The organism is Streptomyces sp. NPDC043861 (assembly GCF_056435905.1).
This window is the reverse complement of the sequence record NZ_JBWKDP010000008.1, coordinates 100,024-124,709: the sequence shown is the minus strand read 5'-3', so window position 1 is coordinate 124,709 and position 24,686 is coordinate 100,024. Positions and strand designations below refer to the sequence as shown.

At 69.7% G+C, this 24,686-nt stretch carries 24 protein-coding genes, 1 tRNA gene and 1 pseudogene; 9 read left to right on the top strand and 17 right to left on the bottom strand.

The window, feature by feature from the left end; all coding sequences use genetic code 11:
• The first annotated feature begins 115 nt into the window (after positions 1-115).
• Both bcp and AC068D_RS19905 read left to right on the top strand, forming a co-directional pair.
• Positions 116-583: a thioredoxin-dependent thiol peroxidase gene (gene bcp, locus AC068D_RS19910; protein ID WP_478824325.1), complete on the top strand. Its 468-nt coding sequence runs from the start codon at positions 116-118 to the stop codon at positions 581-583.
• Positions 584-620: 37 nt separating this feature from the next.
• Positions 621-707 (top strand) — tRNA-Leu (locus AC068D_RS19905).
• Positions 708-763: 56 nt separating this feature from the next.
• Here AC068D_RS19905 and rdgB read toward each other — a convergent pair.
• The 4 genes from rdgB to AC068D_RS19885 all read right to left on the bottom strand — a co-directional run bounded on the left by rdgB (position 764) and on the right by AC068D_RS19885 (position 3,017).
• Positions 764-1,366, bottom strand: coding sequence for an RdgB/HAM1 family non-canonical purine NTP pyrophosphatase (gene rdgB, locus AC068D_RS19900; RefSeq protein ID WP_478824324.1), 603 nt, complete (start codon positions 1,364-1,366; stop codon positions 764-766).
• Positions 1,367-1,397: 31 nt separating this feature from the next.
• Positions 1,398-1,775: a hypothetical protein gene (locus tag AC068D_RS19895; RefSeq protein ID WP_478824323.1), complete on the bottom strand. Its 378-nt coding sequence runs from the start codon at positions 1,773-1,775 to the stop codon at positions 1,398-1,400.
• A gap of 96 nt (positions 1,776-1,871) precedes the next feature.
• Positions 1,872-2,609: a ribonuclease PH gene (gene rph, locus AC068D_RS19890; RefSeq protein ID WP_478824322.1), complete on the bottom strand. Its 738-nt coding sequence runs from the start codon at positions 2,607-2,609 to the stop codon at positions 1,872-1,874.
• Positions 2,610-2,687: 78 nt separating this feature from the next.
• Positions 2,688-3,017, bottom strand: coding sequence for a PTS sugar transporter subunit IIB (locus AC068D_RS19885; RefSeq protein WP_478824321.1), 330 nt, complete (start codon positions 3,015-3,017; stop codon positions 2,688-2,690).
• A 151-nt stretch (positions 3,018-3,168) separates the two neighbouring features.
• Between AC068D_RS19885 and AC068D_RS19880 the strand changes: the two genes are divergently transcribed.
• Together AC068D_RS19880 and AC068D_RS19875 are read left to right on the top strand one after the other, a co-directional pair.
• Entirely contained in the window at positions 3,169-4,437 is a 1,269-nt protein-coding gene (locus AC068D_RS19880) for a PTS transporter subunit EIIC (RefSeq protein WP_478824320.1), read from the top strand.
• A 282-nt stretch (positions 4,438-4,719) separates the two neighbouring features.
• Positions 4,720-5,994 carry a PTS transporter subunit EIIC gene (locus tag AC068D_RS19875; protein ID WP_478824319.1) on the top strand — a complete coding sequence of 425 codons (1,275 nt, stop codon included), beginning with the start codon at positions 4,720-4,722 and terminating at the stop codon, positions 5,992-5,994.
• 99 nt (positions 5,995-6,093) lie between these two features.
• Here AC068D_RS19875 and AC068D_RS19870 read toward each other — a convergent pair whose 3' ends face one another.
• The 3 genes from AC068D_RS19870 to AC068D_RS19860 form a co-directional block, all read right to left on the bottom strand.
• Positions 6,094-6,519, bottom strand: a complete 426-nt coding sequence (locus tag AC068D_RS19870; RefSeq protein ID WP_478824318.1) for a universal stress protein — start codon at positions 6,517-6,519, stop codon at positions 6,094-6,096.
• 1 nt (position 6,520) lies between these two features.
• Positions 6,521-8,083, bottom strand: coding sequence for an APC family permease (locus tag AC068D_RS19865; RefSeq protein WP_478824317.1), 1,563 nt, complete (start codon positions 8,081-8,083; stop codon positions 6,521-6,523).
• A gap of 1,072 nt (positions 8,084-9,155) precedes the next feature.
• Positions 9,156-9,908 carry an MBL fold metallo-hydrolase gene (locus tag AC068D_RS19860; RefSeq protein WP_478824316.1) on the bottom strand — a complete coding sequence of 251 codons (753 nt, stop codon included), beginning with the start codon at positions 9,906-9,908 and terminating at the stop codon, positions 9,156-9,158.
• A 229-nt stretch (positions 9,909-10,137) separates the two neighbouring features.
• Here AC068D_RS19860 and AC068D_RS19855 point away from each other — a divergent pair, with 229 nt between their 5' ends.
• On the top strand, positions 10,138-10,593 hold the full coding sequence (locus AC068D_RS19855) for a type II toxin-antitoxin system PemK/MazF family toxin (RefSeq protein WP_478824315.1): 456 nt from the start codon (positions 10,138-10,140) through the stop codon (positions 10,591-10,593).
• 113 nt (positions 10,594-10,706) lie between these two features.
• On the opposite strand, the gene AC068D_RS19850 is transcribed toward AC068D_RS19855, so the two are convergent.
• The 5 genes from AC068D_RS19850 to AC068D_RS19830 form a co-directional block, all read right to left on the bottom strand.
• Positions 10,707-11,657 (bottom strand): PLP-dependent cysteine synthase family protein, encoded by a 951-nt coding sequence (locus AC068D_RS19850; protein WP_478824314.1) that lies wholly within the window; start codon positions 11,655-11,657, stop codon positions 10,707-10,709.
• Positions 11,658-11,662: 5 nt separating this feature from the next.
• The gene (locus tag AC068D_RS19845; RefSeq protein WP_478824313.1) at positions 11,663-11,950 is read right to left on the bottom strand and encodes a MoaD/ThiS family protein; all 288 of its coding nucleotides are present in this window, start codon (positions 11,948-11,950) and stop codon (positions 11,663-11,665) included.
• Between the two features lie 104 nt (positions 11,951-12,054).
• Positions 12,055-12,177, bottom strand: coding sequence for a putative leader peptide (locus tag AC068D_RS19840; protein ID WP_478824312.1), 123 nt, complete (start codon positions 12,175-12,177; stop codon positions 12,055-12,057).
• Between the two features lie 169 nt (positions 12,178-12,346).
• The gene (locus tag AC068D_RS19835; protein ID WP_478824311.1) at positions 12,347-12,769 is read right to left on the bottom strand and encodes a M67 family metallopeptidase; all 423 of its coding nucleotides are present in this window, start codon (positions 12,767-12,769) and stop codon (positions 12,347-12,349) included.
• Positions 12,770-12,831: 62 nt separating this feature from the next.
• The gene (locus tag AC068D_RS19830; protein ID WP_478824310.1) at positions 12,832-13,533 is read right to left on the bottom strand and encodes a TetR/AcrR family transcriptional regulator; all 702 of its coding nucleotides are present in this window, start codon (positions 13,531-13,533) and stop codon (positions 12,832-12,834) included.
• A gap of 128 nt (positions 13,534-13,661) precedes the next feature.
• Between AC068D_RS19830 and AC068D_RS19825 the strand changes: the two genes are divergently transcribed.
• On the top strand, positions 13,662-15,968 hold the full coding sequence (locus AC068D_RS19825) for an MMPL family transporter (protein WP_478824309.1): 2,307 nt from the start codon (positions 13,662-13,664) through the stop codon (positions 15,966-15,968).
• A complete protein-coding gene (locus AC068D_RS19820; protein WP_478824308.1) occupies positions 15,965-16,651 on the top strand; it encodes an LmeA family phospholipid-binding protein in 687 nt (228 codons plus the stop codon). Before AC068D_RS19825 ends, AC068D_RS19820 begins: the two co-directional genes overlap by 4 nt.
• Before the next feature lie 91 nt (positions 16,652-16,742).
• Here the strand turns inward: AC068D_RS19820 and AC068D_RS19815 are convergent, their stop codons facing one another.
• The 3 genes from AC068D_RS19815 to clpS form a co-directional block, all read right to left on the bottom strand.
• Positions 16,743-18,194, bottom strand: a complete 1,452-nt coding sequence (locus AC068D_RS19815; protein WP_478824307.1) for an amino acid permease — start codon at positions 18,192-18,194, stop codon at positions 16,743-16,745.
• A 330-nt stretch (positions 18,195-18,524) separates the two neighbouring features.
• Positions 18,525-19,118 (bottom strand): DUF2017 domain-containing protein, encoded by a 594-nt coding sequence (locus tag AC068D_RS19810; RefSeq protein ID WP_478824306.1) that lies wholly within the window; start codon positions 19,116-19,118, stop codon positions 18,525-18,527.
• Positions 19,118-19,429, bottom strand: coding sequence for an ATP-dependent Clp protease adapter ClpS (gene clpS, locus AC068D_RS19805; protein ID WP_384236175.1), 312 nt, complete (start codon positions 19,427-19,429; stop codon positions 19,118-19,120). The genes AC068D_RS19810 and clpS overlap by 1 nt, the downstream gene beginning before the upstream one ends.
• Before the next feature lie 199 nt (positions 19,430-19,628).
• On the opposite strand from clpS, the gene AC068D_RS19800 reads away from it, so the two are divergent.
• Both AC068D_RS19800 and AC068D_RS19795 read left to right on the top strand, forming a co-directional pair.
• Positions 19,629-20,960, top strand: coding sequence for a nicotinate phosphoribosyltransferase (locus tag AC068D_RS19800; RefSeq protein ID WP_478824506.1), 1,332 nt, complete (start codon positions 19,629-19,631; stop codon positions 20,958-20,960).
• 132 nt (positions 20,961-21,092) lie between these two features.
• Positions 21,093-21,677, top strand: coding sequence for a nicotinamidase (locus AC068D_RS19795; RefSeq protein ID WP_478824305.1), 585 nt, complete (start codon positions 21,093-21,095; stop codon positions 21,675-21,677).
• A 57-nt stretch (positions 21,678-21,734) separates the two neighbouring features.
• Here the strand turns inward: AC068D_RS19795 and AC068D_RS19790 are convergent.
• Together AC068D_RS19790 and AC068D_RS19785 are read right to left on the bottom strand one after the other, a co-directional pair.
• Positions 21,735-22,034 (bottom strand): annotated as a pseudogene (locus AC068D_RS19790) (hypothetical protein); the annotation flags it as partial.
• A gap of 120 nt (positions 22,035-22,154) precedes the next feature.
• A complete protein-coding gene (locus AC068D_RS19785) occupies positions 22,155-24,587 on the bottom strand; it encodes an immune inhibitor A domain-containing protein (protein WP_478824304.1) in 2,433 nt (810 codons plus the stop codon).
• Between the last annotated feature and the right edge of the window lie 99 nt (positions 24,588-24,686).

Genomic DNA, 24,686 nt, shown 5'->3' with positions numbered 1-24,686 from the left:
TACTGCTCGTCAACTGCTACGTCATCGACAGTCTGTCAGCTCGACGCCCGGCGCACCCCACGGCACCCCTATTACGCTCGGCACGTACGCCCGTAACCCTTGAGGAGAACCGAGAATGAGTGAGCGACTCCAGCCCGGCGACACCGCCCCGGACTTCACCCTGCCCGATGCGGACGGCAACGAGATCTCGCTCGCCGACCACAGGGGCCGCAAGGTCATCGTCTATTTCTACCCCGCGGCCCTGACCCCGGGCTGCACCAAGCAGGCCTGTGACTTCACCGACAACCTGGACCTGCTGGCGGGCGCGGGATACGACGTCATCGGCGTCTCCCCGGACAAGCCGGAGAAGCTCGCGAAGTTCCGCGACAAGGAGAGCCTCAAGGTCACGCTGGTCGGCGACCCGGAGAAGTCGGTCCTGGAGGCGTACGGGGCCTTCGGCGAGAAGAAGCTCTACGGCAAGACGGTCACCGGTGTGATCCGCTCGACGGTGGTCGTCGACGAGGACGGCAAGGTCGAGCGTGCCCTCTACAACGTGAAGGCCACCGGCCACGTCGCCAAGGTCATCAAGGACCTCGGCCTCTGAGCACGGTCGCCCGGCCAGTAGCATGGCCGGGCGACATGCGGCCGTGGTGGAATTGGCAGTCACGCTGGGTTTAGGTCCCAGTGGGGTAACACCCGTGAGGGTTCGAGTCCCTCCGGCCGCACCACATCACTTCAGCGGCACACGCGGGCAATTGGGTCCGCGCCGCCGCGAGCCGCGCGGCTACGCGAGGAGTTCGCGGACCACCGGGACCAGTGCCCTGAACGCCTTCCCCCGGTGGCTGATCGCGTTCTTCTCCTCCGGGGACAGCTGCGCGCACGTCACGTCGTACCCCTCCGGCTGGAGGATCGGGTCATAGCCGAACCCGTTCGTGCCGACCGGGTCGTGGCGCAGCACCCCCCGCAGCCGGCCCTCGACGACCCGTTCCGTGCCGTCCGGGAGGGCGAGCGCTGCTGCGCAGGCGAAGTGGGCTCCGCGGTGTCCGTCGGCGATGTCGGAGAGCTGGGCGAGCAGCAGCCGCAGGTTCGCGGCGTCGTCGCCGTGGCTGCCGGACCAGCGGGCGGAGAAGATGCCGGGGGCACCGCCGAGGACGTCGACGCAGAGACCCGAGTCGTCGGCGACAGCCGGAAGGCCGGTGGCGCGGGCGAGGGCATGGGCCTTGAGCAGGGCGTTCTCGGCGAAGGTGACGCCGGTTTCCTTGACGTCGGGGATGTCGGGGTAGGCGTCCGCGCCGACGAGCTCATGAGCGAGATCTGCGTCGGCGAGGATCGCCCGGAGTTCGGTGATCTTTCCGGCGTTGCGGGTGGCGAGGATCAGGCGGGTCATGCGCCCAGTATCCACGCGGAGTCCACGCCGGTTACGGGGTGCAGACCTTGCCGACCTCGGCGGCGGCGTCCGTGATGGGCTTGATGTCCGGGGTGTTGTCGCCGTTCTCGACGGCCGTCCGAACGTTCTCGACTCCCTTGGTGAGGTCGTCGACGGCCTTGGTCAGATCCGCGTTGTCGGTCGTGTCCTTCAGGTTTCCCAGTTCCTGATCGATGTCGTTGAGGGCCTCGTTGAGCTGGGTGGGATCGTCGGTCGCGCCGGAGACGGCCCCCGAGAGCCTGTCCACGCTGGTGGCTATGGCGTCGGCGGTCTGGACGCAGTCCAGTGCCTTGTCGACGGCACTGCAGCCGACGGCTCCGGTGAGCGCGACGGCGGTGACGACGGCGAGTGCGATACGGCGGCTGCGCATGGAACGGTCCCCTCCCAGGGTTACGGACGGGCGCACGGTTCAGCCCGTGCGCCCGTGCCGGTAACGACGCCTGCAGTCGCGTCCTTGGTTGCTTCTCTACCCGTCGATCGTGCGGGCAAGAGCCTCGGTCTGGAGTGCGGCGAGATCGGCGCAGCCTCCGGTGGCCAGATCGAGGAGTGCGTTGAGCTCCTTGCGGTCGAAGGGCTCGGCCTCGGCGGTGCCCTGGACCTCGACGAAGCGGCCGTCGCCGGTGCAGACGACGTTCATGTCGGTCTCGGCGCGGACGTCCTCCTCGTAACAGAGGTCGAGGAGGGGGGTGCCGTCGACGATGCCGACAGAGACGGCGGCGACGGTTCCGGTCAGGGGCTGCTTGCCCGCCTTGACGAGCTTCTTGCCCTGGGCCCACGAGACGGCGTCGGCGAGAGCGACATAGGCGCCGGTGATGGCGGCGGTACGGGTGCCGCCGTCGGCCTGGAGGACGTCGCAGTCGAGCACGATCGTGTTCTCGCCGAGGGCCTTGTAGTCGATGACGGCACGCAGCGAGCGTCCGATCAGTCGGGAGATCTCATGGGTCCGTCCGCCGATCTTGCCGCGTACGGACTCGCGGTCGCCGCGGGTGTTGGTCGAGCGCGGCAGCATCGAGTACTCGGCGGTGACCCAGCCTTCACCGCTGCCCTTTCGCCAGCGCGGGACGCCTTCGGTGACGGAGGCGGTGCAGAAGACCCGGGTGTCACCGAAGGAGACGAGGACCGAGCCCTCGGCGTGCTTGCTCCATCCGCGCTGGATGGTGACCGGGCGGAGCTGTTCAGGGGTGCGGCCGTCGATTCGAGACATGGTGATGAGCCTAGCCGTACGTGCGCGAGGGGCCCGATCCGGACGGGATCGGGCCCCTCGCGCACAGTGGACCAGGGCTCACATCATGTCTTCGATCTCCGCGGCGATGGGGTCGGCGTCGGTGCCGATGACGACCTGGATCGCGGTGCCCATCTTGACGACGCCGTGGGCACCGGCGGCCTTCAGCGCTGCCTCGTCGACCAGGCTCGGGTCGTTGACCTCGGTGCGCAGCCGGGTGATGCAGCCCTCGACCTCCTCGATGTTGTCGAGCCCGCCGAGCCCGGCGACGATCTTCTCAGCCTTGCTGGCCATGTGTTCCTCCCTGAAGTCCTCTTCGGCCGGGAATCCCGGGGTGTCCCCGGAAGGTGCAGCCGGCCTGGGGCCGGAGGCCGATGGTCGTTTTGACACGTTAACTCACGATTGGCCCAACTTCGCGGGCGAGTTGCGGATGTGTGCCGAAGGATGACGATCACCGGCACCCCGCCCGCGCCTCAACAGCCGGGCACCGGCGAGCTTATCGCAACTGGTCTACACCAGTGTGCATCGAGGGAGGATACCGATGACCGCCGGCAGCGCAGCCGCCCCGCCGCGGAAGGCGCGGTGGGCCGGAGGACTCCTTCCGGGTCTCCAGAAGATCGGCCGGAGCCTGCAGCTCCCGGTGGCGGTCCTGCCCGCGGCCGGCCTGCTGATCAGCCTCGGCAACCTCATCGGCACCTATCTGCACGGCCCCTTCTGGGACAAGGTCTCGGACATCCTCCTCAAGGGCGGCGGAGGCATCCTCGACCCGAAGCTCGGGCTGCCCATGCTCTTCTGCATCGGCGTCGCCATCGGCTTCGCCAAGAAGTCCGACGGCTCCACCGCGCTCGCCGCGGTCGCCGGGTTCCTGGTCTACTACAACGTCCTCAGGGCGTTCCCGGTCGCGGGCTCGGTGACGAAGGACATGCCCGAGGGGGTCCCTCAGAACCCCGGGGTGCTGGGCGGCATCCTGATCGGCCTGCTGACGGCCACGATCTGGCAGCGCTACCACCGCACCAGACTCGTCGACTGGCTGGGCTTCTTCGGCGGCCGCCGGCTCGTCCCGATCATCATGGCGTTCGTCTGCTTCGTCCTCGGCGTAGTCTTCGGGCTGCTGTGGCAGCCGGTGGGCGATGCCCTGCAGTGGTTCAGCAAGCAGCTCATCGACCTCGGCGCCTGGGGCGCCGGCATCTTCGGGGTGGCGAACCGACTGCTGATCCCCATCGGGATGCACCAGTTCCTGAACGTCTTCCTCTGGTTCCAGGCGGGTGAGTACACCACACCGGACGGCACCGTTGTCCAGGGCGACCTGACGCGCTGGTTCGCGGGCGACCCGGACGCCGGCCTCTTCATGTCGGGCTTCTTCCCGATCATGATGTTCGGGCTCCCGGCAGCCGCGCTCGCCATGACGCACTGCGCCCGCCCCGAGCACCGCAAGCGCGTGGGGGGCCTGATGCTCTCCGTCGCACTGACGTCGTTCGTGACCGGGGTGACCGAACCGATCGAGTTCTCCTTCATGTTCGCGGCGCCCCTGCTGTACGGGCTGCACGCCCTGCTCACGGGCGCCTCGATGGCGATCACCTGGGGACTGGGGGTCCATGCGGGATTCAGTTTCTCGGCCGGCGCGATCGACTACATCGCCTTCTGGAACCTGGACACCAAGCCCTGGCTGATCATCCCGATCGGCGCCTGCTTCGCGGTGGTCTACTACGTCCTCTTCCGCGTCCTCATCAAGGTGTTCGACCTCCCGACCCCGGGGCGGGGGCCTGAAAGGCTGGAGGAGCAGATGGAGGACGAACAGACCAAGGCGTGAGCGGGGCGACCGGACCTTCCACCGCCCCGCCGCCCGCACCACGAAGGCCCTCGACCCCGGCGGTCCGAGGGCCTTCGCCGGTAATGCCCTGGTATGAGCCCGGAACCTGACCGACCGTCGGAATTTCGCAGGTTCCTTATCCAATCCTCACGTGCTACAACAGGTCTACACCTCTCAATGGTGTAGACCACGCGGTCCAGACCTTAGGCCGCGTTTCCCCCGAGACGCCGCCGTCCCCCCTTCCCCCGGTCCCGGGCGGCGCCTTGCCCGATGGAGGAAGTTGTGACCACGGCTACCGCCGCAACGGCACCGCCCGCCAAGAAGTGGGGCTCCGGCCTGTTCCAGGGCCTGCAGAAGGTGGGCCGCAGCCTTCAGTTGCCCATCGCCGTCCTGCCCGCCGCGGGCATTCTGCTGCGCCTCGGCCAGCCGGATGTCTTCGGTGCCGACGGCCTCGGCTGGGACAGGGTCGCGGCGGTGTTCGCCACCGCCGGCGACGCAGTCTTCGCCAATCTGCCCCTGCTCTTCTGCATAGGCGTCGCCATCGGCTTCGCCAAGAAGTCCGACGGCTCCACCGCGCTCGCGGCCCTCGTCGGTTTCCTCGTGTACAAGAACGTCCTCACCGCCTTCCCGGTGACCGAGGCCGTGGTCAACACCACCGAGAACAAGGGCGTCGACGTCGCCGCGACGTACAACAACCCGGGAGTTCTCGGCGGCATCATCATGGGTCTGCTGGCCGCGGTGCTGTGGCAGCGGTTCCACCGCACCAAGCTGGTGGACTGGCTCGGCTTCTTCAACGGCCGCCGTCTCGTCCCGATCATGATGGCCTTCGTCGGCGTGGTCATGGGCGTCTTCTTCGGCCTCGTCTGGGAGCCGATCGGCGGGGTCATCTCCGACTTCGGCACCTGGATGACCGGCCTCGGCGCCGGCGGTGCCGGCCTCTTCGGCCTCATCAACCGCGCGCTGATCCCGATCGGCATGCACCAGTTCGTGAACACCGTGGCCTGGTTCCAGATCGGTGACTTCACCAACGCGGCCGGGGACGTCGTCCACGGTGACCTGCACCGCTTCTTCGCCGGTGACCCGAGCGCCGGCCTGTTCATGACGGGATTCTTCCCGATCATGATGTTCGGCCTCCCGGCCGCCGCGCTCGCCATCGCCCACACCGCCCGCCCGGAGCGCCGCAAGGTCGTCACCGGCATGATGATCTCGCTCGCGCTGACCTCCTTCGTGACCGGCGTGACCGAGCCGATCGAGTTCTCGTTCATGTTCATCGCGCCGCTGCTGTACGCGATCCATGCCGTGCTGACCGCGATCTCCATGGCAGTCACCTGGGCGCTCGGGGCACACGCGGGCTTCACCTTCTCCGCCGGCCTCATCGACCTCGGCCTGGGCTGGAACAAGGCGACCAACCCCTGGCTGATCATCCCGGTCGGTCTGGCGTTCGCGGCGGTCTACTACGTGGTCTTCCGCTTCGCCATCGTCAAGTTCAACCTTCCGACCCCGGGCCGCGAGTCCGACGAGGAACTGGCGGAGCTGAAGAAGTCCGAGGCCGGGTAGGACCTGCCGCGTCGACCCCGGAGCGCCCGTCCTCCCTGCGGAGGGCGGGCGCTCCGGCGCGGCGGGCGGCGCACGGGTGACCGGGCCGGACCACGGGGCTCAGGCAACCTCGTCGTCGGCCGGGACGCAGAGCACGGGAACCGTCGACAGATGCAGCAGCTTGTGCGGGGTCGAGCCGAGCAGTGCACCGCGCATCGGGCTCTCGCCGTAGCTGCCGACCACGATGACGCGCCCGTCGTGGCGGGCGGCGGCGTCCAGCAGAGCCTGGGCCGGCCTTTCGTCCACGATCTCCACGGCCGTCGGCACCCCGGCGTCGTCGGCCGCCTCGACCGCATGGGCGAGCGCGACCCTGCCGGCCTGGCGCAGGGCCGCCGCGTGGGTCTTGTACTCCTCGCCCATGGCACCCGGGGCGCCGGCACCGTAGACCAGCACGAGGGGCTCGCCGAACGCCGACGCCACCTCGATCGCGACCCGCAGCGCCCGCACCGCGCCCGGCGACTCGTCGTAGCCCAGGACGACCGACATCTCAGGACTCCTCGGGCCCTCTGGGGAGCTTGGCACTCTTGTGGTGGTGCTCCATGGCGTGCACGAGATCCGGATCGGCCACGCCACGGCGCTCGCTCCAGAATCCCGGAGTCGTCAGGCGCCGGGCGAACATGATGAGCAGTCCCACGATCACGATGCCGATACCGATGACGAGTGGCGGGCCGAGACCGAACCACGAGACGCCGCTGTAGGAGTTGGCGGGATTCGACATGTCGATGACGGACTCCACCAGCAGCCACAGCAGCAGCACGGAGCCGATCAGCGGACCCACGCCGATCAGGAGGAAGTTGCGGACGCTCTCGGTGAGATGGCGCCGGTAGTAGACGGCACAGGCGAGGCCCGTGAGCGCGTAGTAGAACGCGATGAGCAGCGACAGCGCCGTGAGGGAGTCGAACAGGGCGTTCTCGCTGATCTGGCTGACGATCAGATACCAGGCGATGGCGACGAAGGCCACGGCCCAGGTGCTCACATCGGGGGTGTGGAAGCGCGGGTGGATACGGGCGAACACGAACGGCAGCGCTCCCCGACGGGCCATCGACAGCCCCGTGCGGGACGCCGGAATGATCGTCGTCTGGGTCGAGGCCAGTGCGGAGGTGCAGACCGCCAGCAGCACGAGCCAGTCCCACCCGCCCATGACCTGGCGGGCGAGCAGCGCGAAGATGAACTCCTCCTCGGACGCGTTCTCGGCCAGGAACGCCGGTCCGGCGAAGGCCACGACCGCGATGGTGACCGACAGATAGGTCACGAGCAGGATGATCGTCGACCAGATCCCGGCCCGGCCGGGGGCGCTGGCGGAGTTCTTGACCTCCTCGGTGAGATTCACCGCCGACTCCCAGCCCCAGTACATGAACACGCCCAGCAGCAGGCCGCCGGTCAGGGCGGCGCCACCTGCCCCGAACGGGTTCAGCCACTCGATGGCGGGTTCGACGGGGCCGAGAGGGCTCGTGCCGTCGTAGACGCGGTAGACCGCGACGATGGCGAAGGCGAGCAGGGAGGCGATCTGCGCGAGGATGAGCACGTTCTGCACATGGGCCGACGCCTCGGTGCCGATGACGCAGATGGCCGTCATGACGAGGATGACCAGCACCGTGAGCACCTGGCGGATGACGGCGTTGTCGGCCCAGCTGTCGAGGCCGAAGGTGAGCAGTCCGAAGCCGACGGCGACGTCGGCCAGCGAACCGACCACGAGGACGCCGGTCATCATGATGGCCCAGCCGCCGAACCAGCCTGCCCAGGGGCCCATGGCCCGGGTGACCCACGAGAACGTCGTACCGCAGTCCTGGTCGACGTGGTTGAGGTAGAAGAAGGCCGAGGCGATCAGCAGCATCGGCACGAATGACGCCAGGACGACACCCGGGGCGTAGATCCCGACGAGGGCCACCACGGCTCCGATGACGGCGGCCAGCGAGTACGCCGGGGAGGTGGCGTTGATGCCGATGACGAGTGCGTCGAGGAAACCGATCGCGTTGTGTTTCAGTTCCCCCTGCTGGTGGGGGTCGTGCGGGCTGGGCGGTGGGCGGATGTCCGCGACGTCATCGGCCATGTTTCCTCTCAGATCAGGACGATGTGTCAGTTTTATGCGATTTTAACGAGGCCGTCCGTGGATGGCCTGCGGTCATGGGCCGCCCGTGGTGCGGGCCCACCATCCGCACGGCCCGGCTGCCGGAGGCCGGTGCCCGCGGCCGCGGGCACCGGCCGATGCCTCCGCTGCGGCCGCAGGCCGCGCAAGTGCCGGACACCGCCACGGGTACGGGCCCGGGGTGTGGGGGCCGGTCGCCGGCCTCAGCGATGGGCGCCGACCGCGGCTGCGGCTGCGGCTGCGGCTCCGGCTCCGGCTCCGGCTGCGGCTGCGGCTGCGGCTGCGGCTCCGGCTCCGGCTCCGGCTCCGGCTCCGGCTCCGGCTGCGGCTGCGGCTGCGGCTGCGGCTGCGGCTGCGGCTGCGGCTGCGGCTGCGGCTGCGGAGTGTGGTCACCGGCCTCAGGCCGCATGCGCCGGACACGGGCCCAGGGCACCGGGCACCACTGGCGACCGCGCGGAGTCGCCGGGATCAGTCACGGGCTGCCGAGCACGGACGAGGGCTGCGGACCCCGGACGCCCCTGGCGACCGCGCGGAGTCGCCGGACGCCCGCCACGCGCTGCGGAGAACACCGGCCACAGCTGGGGCTGCGCATGTGCCGGACACCCGCCACGGGCACGGGGCCCCGGGCGGGACGCGGACCGCGCCCGCGGGCATCTGCGAAGTGCGGGCACCGGCCGATACCGCAGACCGACACCCCCCACAGGCGCCCGGCCCCAAGCGCCACTGCCGACCGCAGGCATCTGCGAAGTGCGGACACCGGCTGCGGGCCCCGAACACGGGCCGAAGGCTACGGGCCCCGGGCGGGACGCGAACCGCGCCCCCGGACACCTGCGAAGTGCGGGCACCGGCCGCGGCCCCGAACACGGGCCGAAGGCTACGGGCCCGGGCGGGACGCGGACCGCGCGCAGTCGCCGGCATCTCTGCCCGCGGGCATCTGCACCGGCCGCAGGCCGCAGGCGCCGGGTGCGGGCTCAGGGCACCGGACACAGGCCCCTGTCCGCGCTGGACGCGGGCGGGCGGGCGGGTCGGCCGGGCGTCAGATCTCGTGGACCGCGCCCGGGACCGCCAGCTCGGCCGGGCCGTCGTACACCGCGCGGGCGTCCGCCAGGTTCTGCTGGGCGTCCGTCCAGGGCGGGATGTGCGTGAGCACCAGCTTGCGCACCCCTGCGCGGGCGGCGTGGGCGCCTGCCTCGCGACCGTTGAGGTGGAGGTCGGGGATGTCCTCCTTGCCGTGGGTGAACGCCGCCTCGCAGAGGAAGAGGTCGGTGCCCTCGGCAAGATCCACGAGGCCCTCGCAGACACCCGTGTCGCCGGAGTAGGTGAGGGACCTGCCGTTGTGCTCGACACGGATGGCGAAGGTCTCGACGGGGTGCGCGACCTTCTCCGTACGGACCGAGAAGGGCCCGATCTCGAAGGCGCCCGGCTTGAGGACGTGGAAGTCGAAGACCTCGCTCATGGACTTGTCGGAGGGGGTGTCCGCGTAGGCGGTGGTGAGGCGCTGCTCCGCGCCCTCCGGCGCGTAGACCGGAATGGCGTCGCAGCGGCCGCCGTCGTGGCGGTAGTAGCGGGCGACGAAGTACCCGCACATGTCGATGCAGTGGTCCGCATGCAGATGACTGAGAAAGACGGCGTCGAGGTCGTAGAGACCGATGTGGCGCTGCAGCTCGCCGAGGGCGCCGTTGCCCATGTCGAGGAGCAGCCGGAAGCCGTCGGCCTCGACGAGGTAGCTCGAGCAGGCCGATTCCGCGGACGGGAACGACCCCGAGCAGCCGACGACGGTGAGCTTCATGGAGCTTGAACCTCCGTGGACGGTCGTCCGTGGACGGGGAACGGGGAATGCTGAAGGGTGCGCGGGGAGGTCGTGCGGTTTGTCGAGCGTAAGGCGCGAAAGGGTTGGCCGCTCCTTCGCGGCTACCCGTTGTGGGGGAACTCACCTGCCCTGTCACCGGATAGGACGAGGTGCGCGGGGCGTGCACGCGGGGCGGGCGGTACGCAGGACGCGCCGGTACGGTCTGGGTATGGACACGTCCTGGTGGCTCGCGCTCGGCGCGGTGGTGGTGATCGCGCTGGTGGCCGCGGTGTCGCGGGTACGCCCCGGGGGGCGGGCCCGGCCGCCCGGGAGGCCCGGTGAGCGCCGGGCTCCGACTCCGGCGGTGCCGGGGCAGGGCCCCCAGCCCGGCGAGATCTGGTGGGCGGACGTTCCGTACGAGGACGGTCCTGGCTCCAAGGACCGGCCGTGTCTGGTCCTGCACGTCCGCGGCGGCGACGCGCATGTCGCCAAGATCACCAGCAAGTACCACGACGCCCGCCCCGGCGTGATCCCGCTGCCTCCGGGCGCGGTGGGCGACGCCCAGGGCCGCCCCAGCTTCCTGGAGACGGACGAGCTGCGGAAGGTACGGGTCCGTGACTTCCGCCGCCGGGTGGGCGTGGTCGACCCGCTCCTGTGGGACCAGGTGCGGCACCTGGTCCCCTGAGCCGACCTCTGAGCCGACCCGGACGCGGATCCGGCAGTGGGCCGCGGAGTCCGCGGATCAGGACCGCGGGCGATCAGCCCGTCGGACCGCAGGCGCGGGGGCTCGGAACACCCTCACGCCCAGAGCTGGCCCTGCAGGGTCTCGATCGCGGCCTCCGTCGTCGGGGCCGTGTAGACGCCCGTCGAGAGGTACTTCCAGCCGCCGTCGGCGACGACGAAGACGATGTCCGCGGACTCCCCCGCCTTGAGCGCCTTCTTGCCGACTCCGATCGCCGCATGGAGCGCCGCGCCCGTGGAGACGCCCGCGAAGATGCCCTCCTGCTGGAGGAGCTCACGGGTGCGGGTGACCGCGTCGGCCGAGCCGACCGAGAAGCGGGTGGTGAGGACGGAGGCGTCGTACAGCTCCGGCACGAACCCCTCGTCGAGGTTGCGCAGCCCGTAGACGAGGTCGTCGTAGCGCGGCTCGGCCGCGACGATCTTGATGTCCGGCTTGTGCTCGCGCAGGAAGCGGCCCACGCCCATGAGCGTGCCGGTGGTGCCGAGGCCCGCCACGAAGTGGGTGACGGAGGGCAGGTCGGCGAGGATCTCCGGACCGGTGGTCGCGTAGTGCGCGCCCGCGTTGTCCGGGTTTCCGTACTGGTAGAGCATCACCCAGTCCGGGTGCTCGGCGGCCAGTTCCTTCGCGACCCGCACCGCGGTGTTGGATCCGCCCGCCGCCGGGGACGAGATGATCTCGGCGCCCCACATGGCGAGCAGGTCCCGGCGCTCCTGCGAGGTGTTCTCCGGCATCACGCAGACGATGCGGTAGCCCTTCAGCTTGGCCGCCATCGCCAGCGAGATCCCGGTGTTGCCGCTGGTCGGCTCCAGGATCGTGCAGCCGGGTGTGAGCCGGCCGTCCTTCTCCGCCTGCTCGACCATGTGGAGCGCGGGACGGTCCTTGACCGATCCGGTCGGGTTGCGGTCCTCCAGCTTCGCCCAGATACGGACGTCGTCCGACGGGGACAGCCGGGGCAGCCGGACCAGCGGCGTGTTGCCGACCGCGGCGAGCGGGGAGTCGTAACGCATCAGGATCAGACCCGGCCGCCGGCGACGGCCGGCAGGATCGTGACGTTGTCGCCGTCGGTCAGCGCGGTGGAGATGCCGTCCAGGAAGCGGACGTCCTCGTCGTTCAGATAGACGTTCACGAAGCGGCGCAGCTGGTCCCCGTTGGCCTCGTCGACGAGCCGTGCCCTGATTCCGGCGTGCCGGGTCTCGAGGTCGGCGAACAGATCGGCGAGGGTGGCCCCGTTGCCCTCGACGGCCTTGGCGCCGTCGGTGTAGGTGCGGAGGATGGTCGGGATGCGGACCTCGATGGCCATGGGTGGCTCCTGTCGGGAGGGACGTAAGGGCGTTGTGTACGGGGCGCGCGGATCGGCCCCCGCGCGGGGGTCGGTGCAGGGGGTGCGTCGTTCGGGGCCGTGGCTCAGGCCGTACGACGGTCCGCGCAGCGCGTACAGATGGCGCTGGCGAGGCGGCACAGATCGACGTGCAGCCGCGCCACGAGCAGCATGCCCGGCGTCTTCTCGCTCACGTCGTTCGAAACCATGCGGTCATCGTAACGATTCCCGATCCGTCCTCCGGCATGTGATCTCGCATCGCGGACGCGACCTGTTCACCTGACGGACTGCCGACGGCGATGCCCGCCGGACGGCGAAGCCGGGCGACGCAAGGGCTCCGACGGACCTGAACCGGTGCTGCGCGGTCGGCTCTCGCCGTCAGTACGCCTGGACGACCTTCACGTCCTCCTCGGTGACCTCGCCCTCGACGATCCGGAACGACCGGAACTGGAAGGGCCCCGCCTCGTCGGTGTCCGCGGTCGACACCAGGACGTAGTGCGCGCCGGGCTCGTTGGCGTACGAGATGTCGGTGCGCGACGGGTACGCCTCGGTCGCCGTGTGGGAGTGGTAGATGATCACCGGCTCCTCGTCACGGTCGTCCATCTCCCGGTACAGCTTGAGCAGATCCATCGAGTCGAACTCGTAGAACGTGGGCGAGCGAGCGGCGTTGAGCATCGGGATGAAGCGCTCGGGCCGGCCCTCCCCGACGGGTCCCGCGACCACACCGCAGGCCTCGTCGGGGTGGTCGGCGCGGGCGTGCGCGACGATCTGGTCGTACAGGGCCTGGGTGATGGTCAGCATGCTCACGAGAATATGCGGACGGTCCCCCGGTCCGAGATCCGGGGACCGGGGAGTGAGACGGCTCATGCGACCGGGGCCGGACCGTCGCCCCGGAGGTCGGGCAGGTTCTCCACGTCGTCGGTCGCGGCGAGCAGCGCGTACACGCTGATCGCCATCGCGCGACGGGCGGCCACCACATCCAGGCCGCTCCTGCGCCAGTGGTACCAGGCGCCCCAAGTGGTCGCCGCGTCCAGCCCGTTGAGCAGGTCGACCCTGTGCGTCTCCGGCACCCGGCCCAGCTCCTGGGCGAAGACCTCGGCGAGCCTCCGGCGGGCGAATTCCATGACGTGCATGGTCGCCTCGTCCACCCGCTCGGACAGCTCCATCCGCATCATCGTCAGCCGGGCCGGTGTGATCCACTCCAGGATCCGCGCACGCTGCTCGGTGAGGGCCGTCACCCGCACCTCCCGGGGGCCGTCCGTCGGCAGCGGTCTGATCTGCACCGCCAGCTGCTCCAGCCGCCGGGCGATGGCGGTGTCCGCGAGCTGGGACATGTCGGCGAAGTGGTGGAACACCAGGCGCCGGGACACCCCGGCACGCTCGGCGACCCGGTCCGCGGGGAACTGGGTCTCGCCCTCGTCGAGCAGGGAGAGCATCGCGTCGGCGATCTTCTCGCGGGTCTGCCGTCCGCGCTCGGTACGACCGTCGGGCGCTCGCCCCGGAGCCTCGGCCGAAGCGCTGTCCGATTCCTGTCGAGCCGACTGCTTCACCTCGGTGCCTCCCATGTCTCGTTGACATTGTTGCACTCTCGATGCAACCGTACCGATTGCACGCAGAGTGCAATAAGTTCGTGGGGGGCCGCCCGTGGGGCCCGTTTCCGTGCCCCCTGCCGCACGGGAGGACCACTTTCCTGATGCTTCTGTCCGTCGGGCGCTGGTGCGCCCGCCGACCCAAGCGGACCGTCGCCGCCTGGCTGCTGCTTCTCGCCGCGCTGGCCGCCGCCGTGGGGGTGTTCGGAAAGATCACCACCGAGGCCGTGACCATCCCCGGCAGCGACAGCCAGGCGGCACGCGATGCCGGCGAGGCCTTCTCCGACGCAGCCTCCGGCCGACAGCCCGTCGTCCTGTACACACCTCCCGACGCCGCGGCACTCACCGCCTCCGAGCAGCGCAGAGCGGTCGAAGAGGCCGCGCGGGCGATCGAGGACGTGCACCACGTCGTGGCCGTCACGACGCCCTTCGAACCGGCGGGCCGCGGCGCCCTGAGCTCCGACGGACACACCGGCCACCTCTCGGTCGAACTCGACGTCACCGGGCGGGAGATCACCCCCGAGACGACGCGGAGCATCACGGACGCCGCGTCGCCGGCCACCCGGGCCGGTATCGAGGTGACGCCCGGCGGCGATCTCGCCGCCGCCGCGGACAAGGGCTCCACCGGCCACAGCGAGATCATCGGTCTCGCGGCGGCCTTCGCCATCCTCGCCGTGGGCTTCGGCAGTCTCGTCGCCGCCGGTGTCCCGCTGTTCACCGGTGCGCTGGGCCTTGCCGTCTCGCTGTGCGCGATCGGACTCGTGGGCCATCTCATGGACATGCCGTCCACGGGCACGACCATCGCGGCGATGATCGGTCTCGGCGTGGGCATCGACTACACGCTCTTCTGTCTGACCCGGTTCCGTGAGCTGCGCGCCGCGGGCCTGGGCGTCGAGGACGCGGCTGCGCGCACCACGGCGGGGTCCGGCAAGGCGGTGGCCTTCGCGGGCACCGCGGTGATCGCCGCGCTGGCCGGACTGGCCCTCGGCGGTCTGCCCCTGCTGCACGCGCTGGCCCTGGCTCCGGGCATCGCCGTACTCGTCGCGATGGCGGCGTCGCTCACCCTGCTGCCCGCGGTGATGTCCCTGCTGGGGCAGCGGCTCACCCCGAGAAATCGGGCGCAGGGCGGGGCCGGCGGGGACCCGGCCCCGGACCGTTCCGGCTCCGGTTCTGCGAGCACTTCCGGGAGCGAGGTCCCGGCCCGCCCCCGCGGCTGGGGCCGCATCGCCACCCATGTCGCCGCGCGACCGTGGCGCTTTCTGCTGGCCGGTCTCGCCCTCACCGCCGTGCTGGCGGCACCCGCCTCGCAGCTGACGTTCGGCCAGCTCGACGCGGGCGACAAGGCCACGGGAACGGCGAGCCGCACCGCGTACGACCGGCTGGCCGAAGCCTTCGGCCCCGGCGCCAACGGACCGCTGCAGGTCGTGAGCACCCTCCCCTCCCGGGCCGCCGGCCCGGACGACACCAGGGTCACGAACGTGACCGGCGCCCTCCGAGCCGCTCCGGGAGTGGCCGCCGTCGGGCCGCCGCAACTGGGCGCCGACGGCAGGCACGTACGCTGGCAGGTCACCCCCGACACCGCCCCGGGCGACCCGGCCACCGCCGAACTCGTGCGCGTGCTGAGGGACGAGACTCTCCCCGAGGCCACCGAAGGCACCGAAGGCACCGAAGGCACCGAAGGCACCGGCCAGGTGTCCCATGTGGGCGGGGCCGCCGCCGCCCAGGCCGATCTCAACGACCGTCTCGCCCGCAGGATGCCGGTGGTCGTCGGATTCGTCCTCGCCGTCGCGGGGCTGCTCCTGCTGGTGGCCTTCCGCTCCCCGGTCATCGCGGTGAAGGCCGCGCTGATGAACCTGATCTCGATCGCCGCCGCGTACGGCGTGCTCACCGCGGTGTTCGCATGGGGCTGGGGCGCACCGCTGATCGGCCTGGAGGGGGCCGTACCGATTCCCGGATACGTGCCCCTGCTGATGTTCGCCGTGCTGTTCGGCCTCTCGATGGACTACGAGGTGTTCCTGCTCAGCGCCGTCCGCGCGGCCTATCTGCGGGGCGGGGACAACCGCCGGGCCGTGATCACCGGTCTTGCGGGGACCGGACGGATCATCACCTCCGCCGCGCTCATCATGGTCAGCGTCTTTCTCAGCTATCTGCTGTCCGACGACCCGGTGGTGAAGATGTTCGGCATCGGGCTGGCCACCGCCGTCGCGCTGGACGCCACCGTCGTGCGCGGCATCCTCGTCCCGTCCACCATGGTGCTGCTCGGCCGGGCCAACTGGTGGCTGCCGTCCTGGCTGGACCGGCTCGTGCCGCACATGGCCATCGAGGACGACGGCCACGATCCGGCTCCGCCTCCGGCGCGTCCCGCCGAGGCCGATCGCAGCCCCCTCACGGGGACCAGGGGTGCGTCATGAAGCGCATGCCCCTCCGCTTCCGGGGACGACTGCTGTGGACCTCGCTCGCACTGAGCACGGTCCTCGCCGCGCTGCCCGTCGCCGACCGGATCGTCGCCGCGGTCGCCGAGGAACGTCTCGCCGGCCGGATCGCCGACCGGCAGAGCGCAGTGGTCGGCACCCCGCAGGTGAACATCGACGCCTTCCCGTTCCTGCTGAGCGCGGCCGAGGGGACCTTCCCGCGGGTGGCGGTGCGGGCCGACGCCGTCACCGGCGAGGGCCGGCCGGTCACGGCATCGCTGGATCTGCGCGAGGTCACCGAGAAGGCCGGTGCCTACACCGCAGCGAGCGCCGACGCACGGTTCACCACCGCCTTCGGCTCGCTCGGCGCCGGCCTCGGTGGGGAAGGCGCGTCGTTGTCCGCGGACGACGGGCGTCTGCGCATCGACCGCGAGGTGTTCGGCCTGCCGTTGTCCGTCGTCGCCGAGCTGCGGCTCACCGGACGCACCGTCACCGCGGTGCCCGTGGCCGCGTCGTTCGCAGGCCGCCCCGTCGATCCGACGGGACCCCGTATCGCCGAGGCCTTCGCCGGCCGGGAGCGCACCGTACCGGAACTGCCCGTCGGACTGGTCCCGACGGACGTGTCGGTCAGCGACGCCGGAGTGACGCTGCACGCCCGCGCGGACGACGTCCGCCTCACCTGAGGTCCGTCCCGTGCGGGCGGGCCGCACATGACTGTCGGATCATGCCGGGCGGAAAGGCCCGGCATGATCCGACGACATCGACGAGACGGTCCTACCGCTGCTTGACGGCGTCCGCGTACTCGGGGGCGCGCTCGGTGAGCTGCGGGTTGCGCTTCTTCAGGATCACCCAGCCGATGGCCAGCGCGATGCCCCAGGCGGCCCCGACGACCAGCGAGATCCGGGATTCCGCGTCGTACCCGATCATGCCGGTCACACCGATCAGGAAGATCAGAGCGACCCAGCTGAACTTGGCACCGCCGGGGGCCGGGAAGGAAGAGGCGGGCAGCCGGCCCGCGTCGACCGCGCGGCGGTAGCGGATGTGGCTGACCAGGATCATCATCCAGGTCCAGATGCCGGCGGCGGTGGCCACCGAGACCACGTAGCCGAACGCCTTCTCCGGAACGACGTAGTTGAGGACCACGCCGACGCCCATGAGGGCGACGGAGACGGCGATGCCGACGGCCGGGGTCTTGCGGGCGTTCAGCTTGCCGAAGGTCTGCGGGGCCTCGCCGTTGGCCGCCAGGTCGCGCAGCATCCGGCCGGTGGAGTACATGCCGGAGTTGCAGGAGGACAGGGCCGCCGTCAGCACGACGAAGTTGACGATGCCCGCCGCGAGCGGGATGCCGATCTTGTCGAAGGCATGGACGAACGGGCTCTCACCTGCGGCGAACTCGGTCCACTTCACGACGGAGAGGATCACGACGAGGGCACCGACGTAGAAGATGATGATCCGCCAGGGCAGCGTGTTGATCGCCTTGGGGAGCGTCTTCTCGGGGTTCTCGGACTCACCCGCGGTGACACCGACGAGTTCGACGGCGAGGTAGGCGAACATGACGCCCTGCAGCGTCATCAGGCTGGAGCCGATGCCGTTCGGGAAGATCCCGTCGTGCGCCCAGAGGTTGGAGACGGCGGCGGTGTCACCGGCGTCGGAGAAGCCCAGGGTGAGCACGCCGAGACCGATCACGATCATGCCGATGATCGCGGTGACCTTGACCATCGAGAACCAGAACTCGACCTCGCCGAAGATCTTCACCGAGATCAGGTTGACGCCGAAGAGCACCACCAGGAAGACCAGGGCGCTGACCCACTGCGGGATCTCCGGGAACCAGAAATGCACATAGATGGCGGCCGCGGTGAGTTCCGCCATACCGGTGACGACCCACATGAGCCAGTACGTCCAGCCGGTGACGAACCCGAAGAACGGGCCGAGGAACTCCCGGGCGTACTCCGCGAACGAGCCCGAGACGGGCCGGTACAGGAGCAGCTCGCCGAGCGCTCGCATGATGAAGAAGATGATGACGCCGGCCAGGGCGTACATCAGGATGATGCTGGGGCCGGCCTTGGCGATGTTCGCCCCGGCTCCCATGAAGAGGCCCACACCGATGGCGCCACCGATGGCGATCATCTGGACCTGCCGGCTACCGAGCCCTCGCTCGTAGCCCTCCTGCGGAGTGCTGCCCCCGGCCCCATCGCCGGCGTGCTTGTCGACCTGCAACGAGGTCATGGTTCTGCGCCCTTTCTCCATGCTGATCCGCGCCCGCTGCGTATGCCGCGGCTGCGGATCAGGTCCTGATCCCCCCGGATGTGGATGGAGTGCTCCCGACGGTCAGTCGGCTCAAGCGCCTCCGGGGACATGGGTGGCGTCCCCGAGCGGTCGTGAAGATCTATCACGCCCGAACCATTGATCAACTCAGACAGTTGTGGCCCACGCCACAGGAAGAAGAGGACAAATCACACACGCCACCGCAAGGCAGACCGCTTCGGTGACGCGATCGTTATCCGGATTTGAGTGTCCGCTGAGCGAACGGATGATAACTGTGCGCAGTCATGCAGGTCAGGGCATCAGCGTCTCGACGAGCGTCTCCTGCAGCGCACCCAGCCACAGGTAGGCCATCACCATCGGCTTGCGCGGATCGGAGTCCGGCAGCCGGTACAGGCTGTTGTTCTCGTCCTCGTCGGCGACCTCGAGCCGGGTCCCGATGGTCAGCCGGAGATCATTGAGCGCGCCCAGCCAGTGCAACGAGTCCTCGGCGGACAGCTTCAGGATCGCGCCGCCCTCCCCTGTCGCGGTCAGGGCATCGAGACTGCGCACCACCGCGAGGGCGTCGTCGCGCTTGCGGGTGCGCAGGTCCTTCTCCGTGTAGCGCCTGAACTCGGCAGAGAACTCGCGGAGTTCATCGTCGCTCCCGTTGTCCTCCGGCTCGCCGTACGCGTCCGGGAAGAGCCGGGCCAGCGCCGGGTCGGAGGGCGGCTCGGACGGCCCCTCCGCGAAGAGCGCGGCCAGCGGGTCCTCACCCTTGGCGGGTTCGTCACCCGGCCCGATCAGCTCGAGGAGCTGGACGGCGAGCGAACGGAGGATGGAGATCTCGACCTCGTCGAGCGCGACTGCCGCGCCGCCGCCGGGCAGCGCCTCGAAGTGGCCGGCCATCACTTGCGGTCCTGGGAGAGCGTCGCCCACAGGCCGTAGCCGTGCATGGCCTGCACATCGCGTTCCATCTCCTCGCGGCTGCCGCTGGAGACGACTGCGCGTCCCTTGTGATGGACGTCCAGCATCAGCTTGTGGGCCTTGTCCTTGGAGTAGCCGAAGTAGGCCTGGAAGACGTAGGTGACGTAGCTCATCAGATTGACCGGATCGTTGTGCACGATCGTCACCCACGGGACATCGGGTTCGGGTACGGCGAAGGCCTCCTCGGCCGACTGGGGGCGCTCGATCTCTGTGGGCACAGTCACTCCACCCATGCTGCCACCCGAGGGGCCCCGTCGCACAAACCACCCCGGCCGAATCGCCGACATCTCGTCACTCTGACGAAATTAGGGGTAGCATCCTCAACGTGGCTGCCTTTCCGGGGCGCCGCGTCGACAGGGGCGGATGCCCACGGGTCCGGCACCCGGCCGAAACCCGTCGGTGGTGCAAGACATGAGTGCGAGGTTGACCGTGGTGAACGTTGCAGATCTGGGCCTGCCGGTGAATGTGCCGTCGACCGCGCTCTTCACCGACCAGTACGAGTTCACGATGCTCCAGGCGGCGCTGAAGGCCGGTACGGCCGACCGCCGCTCGGCCTTCGAGGTCTTCACCCGCCGACTGCCGGAGGGGCGCCGCTACGGCGTGGTCGCGGGCACCGGTCGCGTCCTGGACGCCGTGGAGAACTTCCGCTTCGACGAGGGTGTGCTGGGCTTCCTCCGGGACCGGCACATCGTCGACGAGCCCACGCTCGACTGGCTGTCCGACTATCGCTTCGGCGGCGACATCCTGGGCTACCCGGAGGGCCAGATCTACTTCCCCGGCTCGCCCGTCATGCGTGTCGAGGGCTCCTTCGCCGAATGCGTGCTGCTCGAGACCGTGATCCTGTCGATCCTCAACCACGATTCGGCGATCGCGGCCGCGGCCTCCCGGATGTCGTCCGCCGCAGGCGGAAGACGGCTCATCGAGATGGGCGCCCGGCGCACGCACGAGCTCTCCGCCGTCGCCTCCGCACGCGCCGCGTACGTCGGCGGCTTCGACTCCACATCGGATCTCGCCGCGGGCTTCCGGTACGGCATCCCGACCGTCGGCACCAGCGCCCACGCCTTCACCCTGCTGCACGACACCGAGCGGGACGCGTTCCGGGCCCAGGTGGACTCACTCGGACGCGGTACGACCCTTCTCGTCGACACCTACGACGTCGCCGAGGCCGTCCGTACCGCCGTGGAGGTCGCCGGCACGGAGCTCGGGGCGGTACGGATCGACTCCGGGGACCTGCTGCTGGTCGCGCATCGGGTACGCCAGCAGCTGGACGAGCTCGGAGCGCACGACACGAAGATCGTCGTGACCTCGGATCTGGACGAGTACGCGATCGCGTCGCTGGCCGCCGCGCCCGTGGATGCGTACGGCGTGGGAACCCAGCTGGTCACGGGCAGCGGGCACCCCACCTGCGCCATGGTCTACAAGCTGGTGGCCCGCGCCGCATCGGCCGATCCGAAGGCGCCGCTGACTCCGGTCGCGAAGAGGTCGACGGCCGGCAAGGCATCCGTCGGGGGCCGCAAGTGGGCTGCCCGCCGGCTCGACGAACAGGGCGTGGCCGAGGCCGAGGTGCTCGGCACCGGGCCCGTGCCGGACGAGCTCGCCGACCAGCAGCTGCTCGTGGAGCTGGTCAAGGGCGGCGAGGTCGTGGCCCGTGAGCCTCTCGACACTGCACGCGAGCGGCATGTCGCAGCGCGTGCGGGACTGCCGATGTCGGCGGTGCAGCTGTCGCGCGGCGAGCCGGTGATCCCCACGGAGTACCGGATGTGATCCATGTGAACGAGACATGACCAGAGAGACGACGACTGCGCAGTGAACGGGCAAATGCCCTCTCCCGCAAGGCGATTGAAGTCTCTACCCTCAGAACATTGCCGCTGATCCCCTTACCGAAGGAAACCCGCCATGCACCGCGCATTGATCGTCGCGGACGTTCAGAACGACTTCTGCGAGGGGGGCAGCCTCGCGGTGAAGGGAGGCGCGGATGTCGCCGCCGCCATCACCGACCTGATCGGCCAGGCCACGGCGGGCTACCGCCACGTGGTCGCCACACGTGACCACCACGTCGCCCCGGGTCACCACTTCTCGGAGCAGCCGGACTACGTGGACTCGTGGCCGCCCCACTGCGTCGCGGGGACCGAGGGCGCGGGCTTCCACCCGAACTTCGCCCCGGCCGTCGCCAGCGGGGCGATCGAAGCGGTCTTCGACAAGGGTGCCTACGAGGCGGCGTACAGCGGCTTCGAGGGCACCGACGAGAACGGCACGACACTGGCCGAGTGGCTGCGCGCCCGCGGGGTCACCGAGGTCGACGTCGTCGGTATCGCGACCGACCACTGCGTGCGGGCGACGGCCATGGACGCGGCCCGCGAGGGCTTCCGCACCCACGTCCTGCTCGACCTCACGGCCGGCGTCGCCGAGGAGACGACGCAGCGCGCGCTGGAGCAGCTGCGCGAGGCCGGCGTGGAGCTGTCAGGGAAGCCGGTGGTGTGACGCGGAGCCCCATCCCGTGCCAGGTCCCCCGACTCCCGTCTGCGCCGCCCCGCCTGGCGGATGCAGGAGCGCCCGTATCGGATGCCAGAGCTCCTGGCTCTGCTTGTCGTGGGTGCGCCACAGCAGGCCGTCCGGATGGTGCAGCACCGCCGTGATCTCGTCGGGCGTCGGCGGCTCCGCGTTCCCCCGCAGATAGACCGCCCGTAGCCCCAGGTTCCGCAGCCTGGTCAGGGCGCGGGCCCGGTTCACCGCATGGACCAGGACGCGCACCGTGCTGCCGTCGCCGACCGGACTGGGCAGGCCTATCGCGACCACCACGCTGCCTCCGGGCAGCTTGCAGAAGCCTCCGCTGGGCATGCCTCACACTCCCCCGTACTCACTGTCAATAAGAACTTCGGTCAGACGCACCTAAACACGATCGGCCGCCGCCCGCTAGAGGGCGACGGCCGATCATGCTTTGACCTGCGACGATGCAGACTACTTCGTCGAGGGGCCGACCTTCACGGTGATCGTCTGGCCGTTCTTCGGCTCCTTGACGATCGAGATCCGCGTGTTGGTGTCAGCAACCTTCACACCGGCGGTCGGGTTCTCCTGGTACCAGTAGACACCCTTGCGGTCGTCGAAGACCGGGTTGCCCGCGTGCGAGCCGACCCGCACCGCGGCGTCCGCCTTGTGCAGCGTGAGGGTGTCCGAGCGGTAGGTGCTGAAGGTCGAGTCGAACGCCTGGATGCGGTTGCGCATCAGCGTGCCGTCGGCCCACTTCAGCGGCTTGGCGTTGGCGTCGACCGGCAGGACCAGACCCGAGCCGTGGTGCTGGCTGGTGTTGTTGTCCTTCTGGGAGGTGTCCCAGAGCCAGATGAGCAGACCGTTCTGGTACGGGTAGTGCTCGACCCAGCCGTCCTTCGGCGCCTTGAAGCCGAAGTTGTACGGACCGACCTTGAGGGTCTGGTCGTACGAGACGTACTGGCGGTTCTCCGCGAGGTAGTACTGCTCGTACTCCTTGGTGAAGCCCTCGCCGATGCGGGAGAAGCCCTTCGCGGTCCAGCCGTTGTCGTCGCCCTCGGCGTTGTCCGAGAACAGCGGGGCACCGTCGGCGTTGACGGTGATCGCGTCGGCCGCGAAGCCCTTGCCGCCCGCGCCGCCGTCCGTCTGGTAGCGGAAGCGGACGTCGACCTTCTTGCCCGCGTAGGCGTCCAGGCCGTACACGAGCTTCTTGTAGGTGCCCGACGGACCGGTCAGCGCCGGCGCGTCGCTCGCGTCGCGGGTGATCGGCTTGCCGTCGGCGGTGCCGTCCACGGCGGTCCAGGTGGCGCCGCCGTCCGTCGAGACCTCGGTGTAGAGGTAGTCGTAGTCGGCCTCGATGTCCCACCAGCCCGAGAGCTCGAGGGACGCCTTGGACTTGCCGGTGAGGTCGACGGAGCGGGTGAGGGTGTTCTTGAGGTCGTCACCCATGTCGCTCCACCACTGCTTGGAGCCCTCGGCGGGCTTCACGACGGTGGTGGTGACCTTCTTCTTCGGCAGCTCGACGACGAGCGCCTGCGGGTTCTTGGTGTTGTACTCGGCCACACCCAGCTTGTGGGTGGACTTCGTCGCCGCCTTGCCCTTGGTGTAGTTGAGCCAGCCCAGCTGCAGCTTGTCCCAGGCGGTCATGTCACCGGGCAGGTCGCCGATGCTGTCCTTGCCGGCGCCGAGCCAGGAACCGGACGACATCAGGGTCCAGAATCCGGTGGAGTTGTCGCCACCGCCGGAGGTGTCGTACAGGTCCGGCAGACCGAGGTCGTGGCCGTACTCGTGGGCGAAGACACCGAGTCCGCCGTTCTCCGGCTGCATGGTGTAGTCGCCGACCCAGATCCCGGTGGTACCGATCTGCGTGCCGCCGGCCTTGTTGTTGGCCGGGCCGGTCTTGCCGGCGTCGGTGCCGTACGCGTACCAGCGGTGGGCCCACAGGGCGTTCTCGCCCTCGGCACCGCCGCCCGCGGACTCGTCCTCGCCCGCGTGGACGATCTGGAAGTGGTCGATGTAGCCGTCGGCCTCGTTGAAGTTGCCGTCGGCGTCGAAGTCGTAGCGGTCCCACTGGTCGTACTCGGCCAGCAGCGCCTTGATCTGCGCGTCGGTCTTCCCCTTGGCCTTCTGGTCGGCGGTCCAGGCCGTGACACCGTCGCGGACCGTGTCCCAGACGTTGCTGCAGTTGGACTGGCCGCAGTAGTTGGACCCGTAACGGGCCTCGTTGTAGTCGACCTTGACCCAGTCGGAGACCGTGCCCTCGACCGAGTAACGACCGGACGAGGTCCGCTCGTAGTACGTCTTCAGCGAGTGCTTGGGGTTCCCCTTCTTGTCCTTGCCCTCGCCGAAGTACAGGTCCTGGAAGTGCTTCTGGCTGTAGTCCTTCTGCCAGGCGGTGGAGTTGTCGACCTTGCGGTCGGGCTCAGCGATCTTGTTGTGCAGCGGACCCGGGGTGCCGCCGTACTTCTTGACGGGCGGCTTCGGGCCGTCTCCGTCCGGGTCGACCATGGTGGTGTCGTCGACCTTGTCGCCGAACTCCACCAGGATCGTGAAGATCTTGTCGGTCTTCTCACGGCCGAGCTCGACGTACTTCTTGTTGTCGAGCTTGACGACGTTCGACGCGCCGCGCTTCTGCACGGTCGCGTCGCCGGATATGACCTGCTCCAGCGCCGCCTTGCGCTGCTGCTCCTGCTGCTTGCTGAACGGCCCCTCGAGGTCGTGGTCGACATGCGCCTTTTCGCCGGCCTTGCCGGGAGCCGCGCCCGGCGCCGGGTCCTGGCGCTCGATGCCGGCCGTCGTGCCGTGGTTGTCGGCCTGAGCCGTGGTAAAGGCCGAAGCCGTCGCGCCGGTCGCAGCGAGCGCCACGAACACCGCGGACGCCCTGATGGCCCGTCGTCTGCTGGTCACTTGAAGGTGTCCTCCCCCGCGCCCGCCTGACCGCGGAACCAAGGGTGTGGGGTGGATCCGCGCGCGGCAGCGCGTCACAAGTGACGACATTCGACCGGA

Coding starts and splice junctions, on each gene's coding strand:
- AC068D_RS19865 (WP_478824317.1), bottom strand. CDS start 8,083: ATGGCCGATGACGTCGCGGACATCCGCCCACCGCCCAGCCCGCACGAC.
- clpS (WP_384236175.1), bottom strand. CDS start 19,429: ATGGGTGGAGTGACTGTGCCCACAGAGATCGAGCGCCCCCAGTCGGCC.
- AC068D_RS19825 (WP_478824309.1), top strand. CDS start 13,662: ATGCTTCTGTCCGTCGGGCGCTGGTGCGCCCGCCGACCCAAGCGGACC.
- AC068D_RS19845 (WP_478824313.1), bottom strand. CDS start 11,950: ATGGCCATCGAGGTCCGCATCCCGACCATCCTCCGCACCTACACCGAC.
- AC068D_RS19795 (WP_478824305.1), top strand. CDS start 21,093: ATGCACCGCGCATTGATCGTCGCGGACGTTCAGAACGACTTCTGCGAG.
- bcp (WP_478824325.1), top strand. CDS start 116: ATGAGTGAGCGACTCCAGCCCGGCGACACCGCCCCGGACTTCACCCTG.
- AC068D_RS19835 (WP_478824311.1), bottom strand. CDS start 12,769: ATGCTGACCATCACCCAGGCCCTGTACGACCAGATCGTCGCGCACGCC.
- AC068D_RS19830 (WP_478824310.1), bottom strand. CDS start 13,533: ATGGGAGGCACCGAGGTGAAGCAGTCGGCTCGACAGGAATCGGACAGC.
- rdgB (WP_478824324.1), bottom strand. CDS start 1,366: ATGACCCGCCTGATCCTCGCCACCCGCAACGCCGGAAAGATCACCGAA.
- AC068D_RS19895 (WP_478824323.1), bottom strand. CDS start 1,775: ATGCGCAGCCGCCGTATCGCACTCGCCGTCGTCACCGCCGTCGCGCTC.
- AC068D_RS19855 (WP_478824315.1), top strand. CDS start 10,138: ATGGACACGTCCTGGTGGCTCGCGCTCGGCGCGGTGGTGGTGATCGCG.
- AC068D_RS19850 (WP_478824314.1), bottom strand. CDS start 11,657: ATGCGTTACGACTCCCCGCTCGCCGCGGTCGGCAACACGCCGCTGGTC.
- AC068D_RS19840 (WP_478824312.1), bottom strand. CDS start 12,177: ATGGTTTCGAACGACGTGAGCGAGAAGACGCCGGGCATGCTGCTCGTG.
- AC068D_RS19810 (WP_478824306.1), bottom strand. CDS start 19,118: ATGGCCGGCCACTTCGAGGCGCTGCCCGGCGGCGGCGCGGCAGTCGCG.
- AC068D_RS19820 (WP_478824308.1), top strand. CDS start 15,965: ATGAAGCGCATGCCCCTCCGCTTCCGGGGACGACTGCTGTGGACCTCG.
- AC068D_RS19815 (WP_478824307.1), bottom strand. CDS start 18,194: ATGACCTCGTTGCAGGTCGACAAGCACGCCGGCGATGGGGCCGGGGGC.
- rph (WP_478824322.1), bottom strand. CDS start 2,609: ATGTCTCGAATCGACGGCCGCACCCCTGAACAGCTCCGCCCGGTCACC.
- AC068D_RS19870 (WP_478824318.1), bottom strand. CDS start 6,519: ATGTCGGTCGTCCTGGGCTACGACGAGTCGCCGGGCGCGGTGCGGGCG.
- AC068D_RS19860 (WP_478824316.1), bottom strand. CDS start 9,908: ATGAAGCTCACCGTCGTCGGCTGCTCGGGGTCGTTCCCGTCCGCGGAA.
- AC068D_RS19880 (WP_478824320.1), top strand. CDS start 3,169: ATGACCGCCGGCAGCGCAGCCGCCCCGCCGCGGAAGGCGCGGTGGGCC.